Source organism: Lentilactobacillus parafarraginis DSM 18390 = JCM 14109, from assembly GCF_001435895.1.
Classification (GTDB): Bacteria; Bacillota; Bacilli; order Lactobacillales; family Lactobacillaceae; genus Lentilactobacillus; species Lentilactobacillus parafarraginis.
Genome location: NZ_AZFZ01000065.1, coordinates 1 through 13711, shown reverse-complemented (window position 1 = coordinate 13711; position 13711 = coordinate 1). Strand labels below are relative to the sequence as shown.

Genomic DNA, 13711 nt, shown 5'->3' with positions numbered 1-13711 from the left:
ACGCAAACCTTAAGTTTTGTCGTCAGTCTCTTTGATTTTTGAGATTTTTGCTATAATGGGGAGTGCGTAATCCTTAAATTATTTAAGAACCAATCGAAACATAAGGAGGCTCTATTTTGACAAAGCTATGGCGAAAGACACCGGCCTGGCTTACATACACGGTGTTATTTATTCTCTTAATCGGCGTCATTGCCGGTTGCTTATGGATGACCGGCCGCTCCATGATTTGGGAACTGGATGGCTTTGCCCAGCACTACCCGATTCTGGTTCAGCTGCGGCACATGATTGCCGAATTCTTGTCAGACCCAAGTCACGGGTTCACTCACTGGGCTTGGAACATCAGCCTGGGATCTGATCAACTTACAAACCTGTCCTACTACGTGATCGGGGATCTGTTTAACTACTTAATTATTCTATTTCCAAAAAGCCATATTGAATTAGGCTTCGCGTTTTTAGTCTATCTTCGAATGTACGCCTCCGGGTTGGCATTCATGCTGTACACTTCAACGTATAAATTCAAAAAAATTAGTCGGATCATCGGCGCTCTTGCCTATGCCTTTAACGGATACGCCCTGTCAACCGGATTGCACCACCCATTCTTTATTCTGCCATTGATCTTTTTCCCGCTGCTTTGCTACGGTATTGATCGGATCATGCTCAACAAATCCTGGATCCCACTGGCTGTGGCCGTCTTCCTGACACTATTCGCTAACTTCTACTTCGCCTGGATTCTGGCAATCGGGTCATTCGTCTACGTTGTTATCCGCATGCTTAGCCGGCGAAAGGCCACTGACTTTTACTTTTGGCGATCCATTGCCAAAATGGCCGGTTCGGTCGTCCTGGGGCTGGGAATGTCGGCGCTAGTCTTCCTGCCAACCGCGCTGTTTGCCACCAAGTCAACGCGAATTAACCAGGCATTTGCCAACGGGATGACCTTCTTTGCCCCCGAGTACTACCTGAAAATGCCCAGTTCAATTCTCACTACCGGCCGGGCAATGAACTTTTGGCTGGTCATTGGTATCTCAGGCATTTCATTTCTGGGGGTTGTCTACACCCTCCGGCATTTCAAAACTTACTTTTGGCAAAACATTGGCCTCATTCTCGCCTTCATCGGGATTCTCATCCCCGCCTTTGGCGCCATCATGAACGCCTTGTCAACGCCATCCAATCGCTGGTTCCTTCTGGCCAACCTTATCTTCGGCCTGGCCACAATGGCCTTAATTGACCACTTGGACGATCTAACCAAGCAGGACGTTATGTGGCTCGTGGGCGCGGCTATCGCGCTAATCACCCTGGTCTGGATTACCAACGGCTTCATTTTAAATCTCAAGGCCCACGACGCCGTTTCCTATGGCTTCCTATTTCTCACGGTAATCGCGATCTTAGCGGTGTTTGCCTTCAAATGGCGGCCAGCGACTCGAATTGGCTTAATTCTTGGCATCTTCATGCTCAATATTGCCTCAAATATCGTGGGGATTTACAGTCCAAATGCCAGTAATATGGCCATTCAACAACTCAACCGCGGATTGGCCACTCGGTTTAGCAAAGATTATTACAGCGGCGCGGACCAGTATGTCAAATCCCAGCCGGGCTTCTTTCGAACCTCAATGGCGCCGCGTTATCACTACAACGCGCACTTGCAGAACCTGGCCAACTATACCAACACCAATACCGACCTCTCAATCAATACTGGCATCAACAACACGTCGGTTTATTTGACCCTGCAGAACGGCTATCTGGGAAACTTTTCTCGTTCCATCGGTAACAGCCAGTTTTCGATGAATACACCAATCGCTCAAGGAGACTACCGGACCGCTTTTAACAACTTGCTTGGCGTCAAGTATATCTTTGCTAAAGCCAACACCACCAAGCCGCCAATGGTACCTTACGGGTATCATTTGGTTAAGTTAGCAAACGGGCAGCCCCGCGTCTTTGAGGCAAAGGCCCGGGTTAACGCGGTTCCCGATATTGAAAACATGAACGGAACGGTTCTCTACGAAAGCAATAACGCGCTGCCGCTGGCCTATACGCAGTCCAATACAATCTCAACTGGCACCTATGATAAGATGAGCCCGGTTGACCGGGAGCGGGCAATGACGCAGGCTGCAGTGGTAAACAGCCAGCACAACACTGCGCCTTCAAAGGTCACCAAACAAAGTCGCAACTTGAAGTACCAGGTTCAAGTCGATACCTCATCGTTCATTGATTCTGGCAAGAAGCTGACGGCCTACCGCCTTGGCGTGTTGGGCGACAAGGATCAGAGAAAGATTGTTTCCCAGCCTCATGCACAAGTCAGCCTTGGCGCCAATCTTCAAAAGACCAAGGACCTGCTGGCAACCAACCGCATGATTTTGGCTAATAACGAATACGAAAACCGCCAGTCGCTGAAAAAGATGACCACTGACGTGACCGGCAAGCCGCTTCAATACCAGCTAAAAGTTGATAAGCCGCAACAGACCAAGAATGCTGAACTGTACTTAGTTCTGTCCGGAATCAAACAAACTGACGGCTCAATCGCCGACCATAATCGCTGGGCGGTCAACAAGAACTTGTTTGCCAACACCCTCTATTCTCATCTGGGCAAGTTGGACACCGCTCGTCATAGCCTGTTAAGCCCAACGTTTGGGGGATATAACTTTGACGCTCGTGCGACCGGCTTTCACAACGGCTACGCGCAATACGATAACGACAACTTATCAAATTATCGCCAGATCAATAATATGGTGCTCAACTTGGGATACTCAACGAAGGCCCGCAAGCACATCGCGCTGGACTTTAATCAAGTCAAGAATATCCGCTTCAAGTCTGTAAAGTTGGTTGCCATGCCGTTTAATAAATCCTACGATAACCAAATTCAAAAATTGAAGAAGAGCGGCCTCAATAATTTGAAAGTGTCAGATAACCGGGTATCCGGTCAATCTCATAATCCCCGTTCGGCAACGTTGGTTACCTCCATTCCATACTCGAAGGGTTGGAAGCTGACAATTGATCATAAACCAACGAATACTTTTGTGGTCAATCAAGGATTTGTTGGCGCAAAGCTGCCAGCTGGCACCCATCAGTTGCAGTTCACTTACACTACGCCAGGACTGGGCATCAGTAAGCTCATCTCGCTTATCAGCTGGCTCATTCTTCTGGCAGCGTTAGTGATCACGATTTTCATGAGATCGCCCATTCGGCAACGGACGCACACCCCAAATCATCAAAGAACCAGAAGCACACCAAGTGCTAAAAAACAAGCTTGATTAGTTTCCTGAAAATGATTACAGTATGATTAACTGATTGTTTTCGGATGATTCATTAAGCCGGCATTATATAAGGAGGATGGCTGTGACACCTATCAAAATACTATTCATTTCAATCGAAGGAAATACCCGTTCCTTCGTCAAAGATTTAACGAAGTACGCGGTTGGCATGCACGATCAAGATGCAACCAATCCGCTGGTAGAAAGTAAAGAAATTAGCGACCAATCCGACTTCGAGAACGAAACCCAGCCGTACTTTGTCTTCGTTCCGACTTACCTTGATGGCGGTAACGGGATTGATAACGGGGTTAAGGAACTCATGACCAATACCATGGGAGAATACATTGGCTATGAGCACAATGCCGATCTGTGTCACGGGATTGTGGGCAGCGGCAACCGTAACTTTAACGAACAGTATTGCCTGACCGCCAAGCGCTATGCATCCCGCTTCAATGTGCCGTTCTTAGCAGATTACGAACTGCGGGGAACTGGTAGGGACGTTGAACGAATTTACAAATTGTTAGCGGCAGGTTAATGGAATCGGCATTACCATCGCCGCCGTTCTAAACTGTCAATCTGGAGGCTCATTGGCAACAAAAAGCCCCCATCCCAAAAATAGTCAAACTAAAAACGCCCGCTGATCAGTTCACAATCGCTGATCAGCGGGCATTTTTCATTGATTCGTTATTCAATATTACTTGTTGACTCTTTACTCAATTGCCGCAGCATAATTTTTCGCCGTTGATTCATGATCATCAGGATCACCAGGAAGAAAATAATAATCCCAGCGGCAAACGAAAACAGAACCCCGTATGGCGCAAAGTCCAGGAAAACACCGCCGAGTAACGGTCCTAACGCGCGCCCCAGCGACATAAACAGGTTATACATTCCTTGAAATTTCCCCCGTTCCTGGGGTGACGATAGGCTGTCAATCCAGGCAGGGATTCCCGGAAACCCAATCATTTCTCCAATCGTTGTCACAATCATGACCAGCACGAACGCATAGTATTGTCTAGCAAAGATCAGACCAACAAATGATAGGGCAAAGATTACCGCCCCGACATATGTTTGGGTACTCATCTTAAAACGGCCGCCAATTCGGTTCACAAATGGCTGGCCAAACACGATCATCAGCCCATTTAACGTCCACAGAAGGCTGTATTTTTCAAACGGAATGTGCAGGCTGGTCATATGAACCGAGATCACGCTTTCCCATAGGGCGTATGACAGATAGAGTCCAAGGACAACGCCACAGATGGCAAGAATCATTGTGCCAACGTTGGTTTCCCGGGGTGCACCGCGCTGAATTTGCTTTCCAGGGGCTCGCCGTTCAACCACCACATTGAAATCAATCAGGGTAATCACCACCAGTGTCGCGTAGAAAATGGCAGCAACGATGAACACCACCGTGATTCCGTATGACAACAGAAAACCAACCATTAACGTTCCGATCACAATCCCTAAATTTTGACCGATATACAGCACGTTGAAAATAGTCCGCGTTGTCCGGGATCTAATGCCGGCCGCGTAGGAGTTCGTTAATGTCATGCAGGCACCATCGCCCAAACCAACGAATAATAGCAAGATCGAAAACATCGGCCACCCGTGAAAGAAGATTAACAGAACAATCCCGGATGTGGATATCAGCACACTAATAATGGCCGTTTTATAGGGCGACCACCGATCAAACAGATAGCCCCCCAAATAATTACCAATCATCATAAACACTGACATTGCCAAAATTGTCATTCCGGCCATCGTGAGTGATTTGTGTAGATAGTTATGCATATATACCGTAACGAGCGGCCACATGAACGCCGCGCCGGCATTTAAAATCAATGCATATAAAATAACTGAACTAAAGCGAATTTCTTGTCGTTGTTTAAACAAGCTACCCCTCCCCTCTCAAATTTCATTACCGCTACTATTCTCTCACACCTACTAGGATAACCGCAATTGAAGCCAAAAATAATTTAGCCAATAGAAAAAAGGCCGGGGCACCAAAAGCCCGACCTTTAATCAATTGTTAAGTGAATTCGCATTACTTAACCAATACAAATTTGTAATAATGGTAAGGGGCAACACCAAATTTCACCTTAACGGCTTTATTCGCCTTGTTTACCAAAATGAAGTGGTTGTTATCAGTAAATCGTAAGTAGAATCGTTGGTAAGTTTTCTGGCCGCGTTGGCGATAGGTAATTCCCCAGAAAGTCTTACTATAAGTTGTTACCTTATAAGTTGCGTAGTTAATCAGCTTCTTCTGGAATTTTCCATTCTTATACAAAGCCTGGTTCAAACCAGTTGATTGACTAAAGGTTGTCACAACCCGGTAACCATTGTTGTTACCTGAATACCACTTACCGGTTGGTTCGTTAATTGAAATCTTACTGCTTGATTTGGAACTGTTGCTTGCTGTTGCGGAACTCGTGGTCGTCTTCGAACTACTTGAGGACGTTGTGGCCTTGCTTGTTGTCGGCGTCTTAACGTTCACAATTCGGTAGAAGTACGATGTGGATGACTTGCGGGCATAAACATAAAGCTTCTGGTTAGCCTTCAAATTAGTGTGCAGGTCAACGCTGAACTTGCCGGTTTGGCTATCAGCGGTTGAAGAGGCAATTGTTTTCTTGCTGGCATTCCGAACGATGATCGATACACCCTTCGTTGCGGTCCCAGTCACGGAAGATGACGTTGTGTAAACGTTATTCACGGAAAGCGAGGGGGAACTGGCGGATGCCTTGAAGCTAACCCCAATGAACAATGAGGCAAGAACGGCAATAAACGCGATAAACTTAAATTTCTTCATTATGCTTACGACTCCCTAATGTTTAATTTGCAAACTACATTATAATCGATTGGGGTCAATTGTCCGTATTTCCAACTTGTATTTAGAGGTTTCTTAATAAATCAGATACGTTGTAAATTATTTTCATTATGAAAAAATAGGGCGTGTAAATTTTTATCATTTACATTGGTTATTCCCTTTTGTTGTTCGGAGTTGTGTTATATAATGTTAGCGAACTGGTATAGACAAGATATATCAAATTTGCTTAGTTAATTGATAGGAGTGAACAATTTGCCAACTGAAAGACGTTCATTGATCATGCTGTTTGGTGGAACTGGGGACTTAGCCATTCGGAAATTATACCCCGCTATGTTCAAGCTTTACCAAAAGGGAAACATTCGTGATCATTTTGCTGTAATTGGCTCATCACGTTATAAAGTCGATGATGCAAAGTTTAGAGAGATGGTCGAAAAGTCCGTTGCCAAAGAATCCAGTGACAAGAAGCTCATTGCAAATTTTGCAAGCCACTTCTACTTTGTCACCCATGATGTAACTGATTTAGCCCACTACGCTGTTTTAAAATCTAAGATTGAAGAACTTGATAAAAAGTACGAGTTACAAGGAAACCGGGTCTTCTATATTTCAATGGCCCCTAACTTCTTTGGAACCGTTGCTAAGAACATTAAAAATCAAAATCTGTTATCTAGTGATGGCTTCAACCGTCTGGTTATTGAAAAGCCATTCGGTCGTGACTTTGAATCAGCCAGCGAACTTAATAATGAATTAAGCGCTGCGTTTGACGAAAATCAAATTTTCCGGATTGACCATTACTTAGGTAAGGAAATGATCCAGAATATCGAAGCCATTCGTTTCGGTAACACCATCTTCGAAGCTCTCTGGAATAACCGTTACATTGATAACGTTCAGGTCACCCTTGCCGAAAAGCTTGGTGTTGAGGAACGGGCCGGTTACTACGATAACTCCGGTGCTTTGCGTGACATGGTTCAAAATCATATTATGCAGATTGTCAGCTTACTTGCGATGGAGCAACCGGTTGCATTCAAGGATACCGACATTCGGGCTGAAAAAGTTAAGGCATTGCGGAGCCTTCGGGTTTATAACGTTGCCGAAGCTTCCAGCAACTTCGTTCGCGGCCAATACGCTGCCATGGGTAATGGCAAAGAATACCGCCAAGAAGACGGGGTTCCAAAGGATTCAAACACCGAAACCTTTGTTGCCGGTAAGTTAATGTTTGATAACTACCGTTGGTCAGGCACACCGTTCTATATCAGAACCGGTAAGAAGCTTGCTGACAAGTTCACCCGCGTGGACGTTGTCTTCAAGAAGCCGCTGGTTGACATCTTTGCCTTTCCACAAAGCGGCAGTGCGCCATTAACTGCCAACGTTTTAACCATCTTTATTGAGCCAAACCAAGGCTTCTCATTGACGGTTAACGCAAAGAACAGCGAGCAAGGCTTCCATACTGAACCCGTTTCACTGAAGTTCCTCGAAGATTCCAAGCGGACAAAGGAAACGCCACAACCTTACGAACGTTTGATTCATGATGTTTTGAAGGGTGACGGTACTAACTTTGCCAGCTGGCCAGAAGTTGCCAGTGCGTGGAAATTCGTTGACCAAATCAGACGGGTTTGGGATATTCAACAACCGATGTTCCCTAATTACATCCCAGGTTCCATGGGTCCCGTTTCAGCTGATGAGTTATTAGCTCGGGATCACAGAGAATGGGTTTATAAATTAAACCAGTAATCAACATTAATTGAATTCTTTGAGAAGGGCGTTGTTACAGGACTAAGATCCTGCATCACCGCCCTTTTCATTTTCAATTTTTGCAATTCAATTCTGAAATGACCAGCATCACAATCGTCGACATTCCTTGAATAGTTGTCCCCGAGCACTTAAAAGCGCAGTCATGAAGATTATTTTCAAAGCAAATTCTTATTATTAAGATTTCTTAAGAATTAACTTTGAATTTTGAAAATAATTACCACGACTTTTTTGAGCCGCTTTTCTTCACTCACTTTTTACAATCGTTCGTTATCCCATGATGCCGGCACTTCATCACCACTGATTTTTTTCTGGCAATTTAAACATGAAAAACGATTGGCAGAAACTACCAGTTGTTTTTCACAAACTACCAATTTAATTTTCTGAATTGCCTATTCTAAAGAACTTTTATTTCACTTTCTGCTTGTGCAATGGTAAACTATCTGTGTAGCAAGGTACTAATTCTTAATAGAAAAGGATGGTTTTTAAATGTCTGATCAAAAAGCAAACATCGGTGTTGTTGGAATGGCCGTTATGGGTAAAAACCTTGCCCTTAACATTGAAAGCCGCGGTTACACGGTTGGCATCTTCAACCGGACCGGCGCCAAGACCGAAGAAGTTATGAAGGATCACGGAGACAAGAAACTCGTTCCAAGTTATTCAATTGAGGATTTCGTTAAGTCACTTGAAACCCCTCGTCGGATCGTCATGATGGTTAAAGCTGGTAAGCCAACCGACGCCGTTATCGATGAATTGTTGCCATTACTTGATAAGGGCGATGTCCTTATTGATGGTGGTAACACAAACTTCCACGATACCATGGCCCGCAATGCGCGTCTTGATAAGTCAGGAATCAACTTTATCGGCATGGGGGTTTCCGGTGGTGAATTAGGTGCCCTTCAAGGCCCATCACTGATGCCCGGTGGCCAAAAGGAAGCTTACGACTTGGTTGAACCAATTCTTAAGCAAATCGCTGCCAAGGCTCCGGCCGACGGCGAACCATGTGTTACTTACATCGGCCCTAACGGTGCTGGTCACTATGTCAAGATGGTCCACAACGGGATTGAATATGGTGATGAAGAGTTAATCGACGAAAGCTACAACATTTTACGTAACCTTGCCGGCTACTCAGTTGATGAATTAGCTGACATCTACAAAGACTGGAACAAGGGTGAACTTGACAGTTACTTAATCGAAATCACCGCCGACATTTTGACTCATAAAGATGACCTTGGCGACGACAAGAGTAAGCCAATCGTTGACATGATCCTTGACCGTGGTGCCAACAAAGGAACTGGTAAGTGGAGCTCACAAGATGCCCTTGAAATTGGTATCGATCAATCAGTGATTACCGAAGCCGTTTACGCACGATTCATTTCAATGTTCAAGAAGGATCGGGTTGCCGCTTCGAAAGTTCTTCCTAAGCCAGAAGGCAAAGTTGACTTCGACAAGAAGGAAATCGTTGAAAAGGTTCGTGAAGCCCTCTACTTCGGTAAAGTTATGAGTTACGCTCAAGGCTTTGACCAATTGAAAGCCGCTTCAGACCAATACGAATGGAACATTAAGTTAGGTGAAATGGCTAAGATCTGGCGTGCCGGCTGCATTATCCGGGCTCGCTTCCTTCAAAACATCACCGATGCTTACGACAAGAACCCTGCTCTTCAAAACTTACTGCTTGACCCATACTTCACTGATATCGCCAAGAAGTACCAAGAATCAGCTCGTGACGTTGTCGCATTGGCTACTAAGGCCGGTGTTCCTGTTCCATCACTTGCCGCAGCTGTTTCATACTACGACTCATATCGTTCAGAAGTTCTTCCAGCAAACTTGCTCCAAGCACAGCGTGATTACTTTGGTGCCCACACTTATGAACGTGTTGACCGCCCAGGTAGCTTCCACTACACTTGGTACGAAGAACAATAATTTGCTGAACCAAACAGTTTGATCCGTTAATATAACAGGAACCGCCGATAATCTCCCAAACGAGGATTATCGGCGGTTCTTTTTCGTGTTAATGGGTCAAGATCAAAATATCGATCACTTCAACCTCGTGATTCTGATCGATTACCAAACCGTGGGACACGGAGCTGCCTGGATGACATTTTTCCCCATTATTTTGGCCACCTTTTAACAATTTCTTTGAGGATCGGCTGAACATTTTGCCGCTCACTTTTCAAGTAAGTGCCGTACAATTCCATCTGATTTCGCGGATCGGTGATTTGGACGGCATTGCGATTACTGTTATTAAACCGATTAACGGTGGCGGGCATCCGTTGACTTAAATTCGAAAAGAAAAACGGAAAACTTGAATACTGACTAATTTTACTCATGGCGCTTAGATTCTCCTGGTAAAGAAACGTTGCATTGGGAATGCTATCCTCAACAACTTGGCGCCAGGGACCAATATCTTGAACAACAAGGAAGCTTAATCCTTCTAGGTCTCTAAACGAAATCCGTTTCCGCTGGGACAGCGGATTAAATTTATCAATGCCGACTCCCAAATATTCAATCCCTAAATACATTGATTCAATGTCATCCGCGACAATCTCTTGATTGGTAAAAATAAGCTTTTCTTTGAGATTTCGTAGTTCATCAAGCACCTTATCGGGATTAATCGTCTGGTGGGTAATGGCTAGTTTAGCGTTAATTTGATTTTTGATTTGTTCTAGAAAGCCGGTGGGTCCAGGGGCAACCGACGCGACCGCAATTTCATTTCTCAACCGATCATAATTAAGAATTTTGTCCGTAAAGTCACTTTGCGCTTTGAGCAGCTTCTTGGCTTCTTTAGCGGCTAATAATCCCGTTGCGTTAAGCTTAATGCGGTTGCTAACCTGCCGATCAAACAAGGTAACCCCCAACGATTGTTCGAGCCGTTTCATCCCCCGGGTGACAGTTGGCTGGGTCATCATTAAATGCTCGGCGGTTGCGCTGAGCGTTCCGTACCTTTGAAAGGTAACCAGTTCCGCCAATAATTCTAAATTAACAACCACATTTAGTCCTCCCCACTACTATGCAATAACTGTATAGTAACATACTTAACGGGTAATTTTCTACCACGACGCTTCACGTTATACTAAGAGTCGTTGATGGATAGACAACGTAACTTTTCAACTTACAACAAGGAGATTTTAATGATGCAATACGTAACTTTAAATGATGGTCATAAAATGCCCCAACTTGGATTTGGCGTCTTTCAGGTTCCCGATTTAAACGTCGCTAAAGAAGCCGTCAGTGATGCGCTGGATACCGGCTATCGGTTGATTGACACCGCAGCTGCTTACGCAAACGAAGAAGCCGTTGGCAAGGCAATCAATAATAGCCCGGTTGACCGTGATGATATCTTTGTGACGTCCAAGTTATGGGTAGATCATTTTACCTACAAGAAGGCAAAACAAGGAATTGATGATTCCCTGAACAAGCTGGGTCTGGACTATATCGACCTTTACTTGCTTCATCAACCCTATGGCGACATTGCTGGTGCCTGGCGGGCGCTAATTGAAGCCCAGAAAGCTGGCAAAATTAAGTCAATCGGCGTCTCCAACTTTGCCCCCGACCAATTAATGAACTTGGAATTGATGTCAAACGTTAAGCCAGCTATGAATCAAATCGAGGTTTCACCATGGTTCCAGGAACATGATGCCGTTGAATTTGCCAAAGAACAAAACATTCAAGTTGAAGCCTGGGCCCCGTTTGCGGAAGGCAAGCACGATATTTTCACTAACGAGACAATTGCCAAAATTGGGCAGAAGTACGGGAAAGCAAATGGCCAGGTTATCTTGCGCTGGTTGATGCAGCGAGGAATTGTGGTCATCCCAAAGTCCGTTCATAAGGCCCGCATGGCTGAAAATTTTGATGTCTTTGACTTTAAACTCGATGATGACGACATGAAACTCATGAGCAGTCTCGACAAGAAGGAAAGCCAATTCTTTGATCACCGTGACCCTGCGGCCATTGAAAGTATTTTTGGTCAAAGTTTGAAAGGATTGCGCAATTAAGGAGGAAATGAATGAAAGCAGCCGTATTTATTAAACCTGGTCAAGTTGAAATCCAGGATGTACCAAAGCCCCAAATTGACGGTGACAACCAAGCGTTGATCCACGTTGTCCGAGCCAGCGTCTGTGGCTCTGACCTGTGGTGGTACCGAGGGATCACGAACCGACCCGCTAATTCACTGGTAGGTCATGAAGCAATTGGCGTCATCGAAGAAGTTAGTCCCGATGTGCACAACTTTCATCCCGGTGACTTTGTCGTTGTGCCATTCACCCATGGTTGTGGTCATTGTGTTGCTTGTTTAAACGGATTCGAAGGTAACTGTCTCAACCAAAAGCCTGGTGGCAACGGTGGTTATCAAGCTGAATTTATGAAGTATGAACCAGCTGACTCCGGCCTGGTTAAGATTCCTGGTAAACCCAAAGACTACACTGACGGTCAACTCGCATCTCTGCAAACCTTATCAGATGTGATGGCAACTGGCTTTCACGCAGCTAAAAGTGCCGAAATCAAAGCGGGCGCAACCGTGGCCGTCATCGGCGATGGTGCCGTGGGCCTCTGTGGGATCATTGGTGCCCAGTTACTAGGCGCAGAAAAGATCATTTTGTTGAGTCACCACGAAGATCGGGCTAAACTGGGAGGCCAATTTGGCGCCACCGATATCGTTTCAACTAAGGGTGACCAAGCCGTCAAAGACGTCTTAGCTTTAACCAAAGAAAATGCCGGAGCCGACGCGGTTCTTGAATGTGTCGGAGCTGCCAGCGCCATTGAACAGGCTGGTCAAATTGCCCGTCCTGGTGCCATCATTGGTCGGGTTGGCGTTCCGCAAACCGAGCCCAAGTCCAACCAAATGTTCTGGAAGAACATTGGCCTGCGAGGTGGGATTGCCTCAGTTACTAAACCAGACAAGGATATTCTGCTACAAGCGGTTCTTGATGGCAAAATTAATTCGGGAAAGGTCTTTACCAAAACCTTTGACCTTGACCATATTGAAGACGCCTATGAGGCAATGAGCAATCGTGAAGCAATTAAATCGTTATTAATCATTAAGTAATCAGTAAGGATGGTGAATTTTATGACAAAGATCGTTGTTTTAGCAGCAACGGGTCAAATAGGCCAATTAACCGCCCAAAGTTTACTAGACCACAGTGACGCGGATCTTGTTTTATTTGGCCACAACGCCGCCAAACGATTAAGCAAGTTTGTGGGTGACCGGGTGAGTTTAGTTGATGGTGACTTAAAGGATTCCGATGCCTTGAAGAGGGCCTTTGCTGGTGCCGACGCAGTGTTTCTTGCACTTGTTACAAGCCCAGATATTATGAAACCACTCATTAAGGCGTTAGATGATAGTGGGACCCAACGTTTCATCGCAATGTCCATACCAGACGTCTACAAGGAAGTTACCGGTCCGTTCCAAGCCTGGTACCGCGAACATACCGGACTTGTTTGGAAGACTAATTACGTTGACGTTGTGAATGAAATTGAAAATTCCGACTTAGACTACGTCATCCTGCGAACTACCTGGCTCTATAACGACCCGGCCAAGGACAAAGTCACAGTTACCAAGAAGGGCGAACCGTTTAAGAGTGCCCAAATCTCCCGGGAAGCGGTTGCTAAGTTTGCCGCCGACCTCTTAGTCGGTAAGTTAGATTATCACCGGGAAAGCTTGGGGATCGGTGAACCCAACACGGAGTGGTCAAAGCCGAGTTTCTATTAGCGAAAGTAACCCGGAAACGCAATGAGTCATTGGCACCTCAATGGCGTTTATAACAAATCTACGACTCATTTAAGTTGCCAAAATTGAATCAGAAAAATCAAAACTGGTCGGTGTAAGCCCGGTTAACAACCGAGTTTCTACCGACCAGTTTTGTATAGCTCTACTAGGGTCCGTCTGAAAACTTTATTTCAG

The 13711-nt window shown here is 45.3% G+C and carries 10 protein-coding genes; 7 read left to right on the top strand and 3 right to left on the bottom strand.

All coding sequences use genetic code 11. From position 1 onward, the window contains the following. The first annotated feature begins 116 nt into the window (after window positions 1–116). Together FD47_RS12080 and nrdI are read left to right on the top strand one after the other, a co-directional pair. Window positions 117–3245, top strand: coding sequence for a YfhO family protein (locus tag FD47_RS12080; RefSeq protein ID WP_056980733.1), 3129 nt, complete (start codon window positions 117–119; stop codon window positions 3243–3245). Between the two features lie 85 nt (window positions 3246–3330). Beyond that, window positions 3331–3780, top strand: a complete 450-nt coding sequence (nrdI, locus tag FD47_RS12075; RefSeq protein WP_040537762.1) for a class Ib ribonucleoside-diphosphate reductase assembly flavoprotein NrdI — start codon at window positions 3331–3333, stop codon at window positions 3778–3780. A 149-nt stretch (window positions 3781–3929) separates the two neighbouring features. Here nrdI and FD47_RS12070 read toward each other — a convergent pair whose 3' ends face one another. Together FD47_RS12070 and FD47_RS12065 are read right to left on the bottom strand one after the other, a co-directional pair. Continuing rightward, complete coding sequence (locus FD47_RS12070; RefSeq protein WP_056980732.1) at window positions 3930–5135, bottom strand: MDR family MFS transporter; 1206 nt, start codon at window positions 5133–5135, stop codon at window positions 3930–3932. 151 nt (window positions 5136–5286) lie between these two features. Continuing rightward, window positions 5287–6048, bottom strand: a complete 762-nt coding sequence (locus FD47_RS12065; protein WP_054736136.1) for an Ig-like domain-containing protein — start codon at window positions 6046–6048, stop codon at window positions 5287–5289. Window positions 6049–6318: 270 nt separating this feature from the next. Here FD47_RS12065 and zwf point away from each other — a divergent pair, with 270 nt between their 5' ends. Next, window positions 6319–7794 carry a glucose-6-phosphate dehydrogenase gene (zwf, locus tag FD47_RS12060; RefSeq protein WP_056980731.1) on the top strand — a complete coding sequence of 492 codons (1476 nt, stop codon included), beginning with the start codon at window positions 6319–6321 and terminating at the stop codon, window positions 7792–7794. Window positions 7795–8301: 507 nt separating this feature from the next. Then, window positions 8302–9735: an NADP-dependent phosphogluconate dehydrogenase gene (gene gndA, locus FD47_RS12055; protein WP_056980730.1), complete on the top strand. Its 1434-nt coding sequence runs from the start codon at window positions 8302–8304 to the stop codon at window positions 9733–9735. Between the two features lie 188 nt (window positions 9736–9923). Here gndA and FD47_RS12050 read toward each other — a convergent pair whose 3' ends face one another. Continuing rightward, entirely contained in the window at window positions 9924–10802 is an 879-nt protein-coding gene (locus tag FD47_RS12050) for a LysR family transcriptional regulator (RefSeq protein ID WP_054736138.1), read from the bottom strand. Window positions 10803–10946: 144 nt separating this feature from the next. Here FD47_RS12050 and FD47_RS12045 point away from each other — a divergent pair, with 144 nt between their 5' ends. From FD47_RS12045 to FD47_RS12035, 3 genes are read left to right on the top strand one after another with little or no spacing between them, the layout of a single operon-like run. Continuing rightward, window positions 10947–11807, top strand: a complete 861-nt coding sequence (locus tag FD47_RS12045; protein ID WP_054736140.1) for an aldo/keto reductase — start codon at window positions 10947–10949, stop codon at window positions 11805–11807. Between the two features lie 11 nt (window positions 11808–11818). After that, on the top strand, window positions 11819–12856 hold the full coding sequence (locus FD47_RS12040) for an alcohol dehydrogenase catalytic domain-containing protein (protein ID WP_054736142.1): 1038 nt from the start codon (window positions 11819–11821) through the stop codon (window positions 12854–12856). Window positions 12857–12877: 21 nt separating this feature from the next. Further along, a complete protein-coding gene (locus FD47_RS12035; protein WP_054736144.1) occupies window positions 12878–13519 on the top strand; it encodes an NAD(P)H-binding protein in 642 nt (213 codons plus the stop codon). Window positions 13520–13711: the final 192 nt, after the last annotated feature.

What these genes read in the sequence shown, in the direction of transcription:
- FD47_RS12035 (WP_054736144.1), top strand. Translation starts at nt 12,878, where the DNA reads ATGACAAAGATCGTTGTTTTAGCAGCAACGGGTCAAATAGGCCAATTA.
- FD47_RS12040 (WP_054736142.1), top strand. Translation starts at nt 11,819, where the DNA reads ATGAAAGCAGCCGTATTTATTAAACCTGGTCAAGTTGAAATCCAGGAT.
- FD47_RS12065 (WP_054736136.1), bottom strand. Translation starts at nt 6,048, where the DNA reads ATGAAGAAATTTAAGTTTATCGCGTTTATTGCCGTTCTTGCCTCATTG.
- gndA (WP_056980730.1), top strand. Translation starts at nt 8,302, where the DNA reads ATGTCTGATCAAAAAGCAAACATCGGTGTTGTTGGAATGGCCGTTATG.
- FD47_RS12045 (WP_054736140.1), top strand. Translation starts at nt 10,947, where the DNA reads ATGCAATACGTAACTTTAAATGATGGTCATAAAATGCCCCAACTTGGA.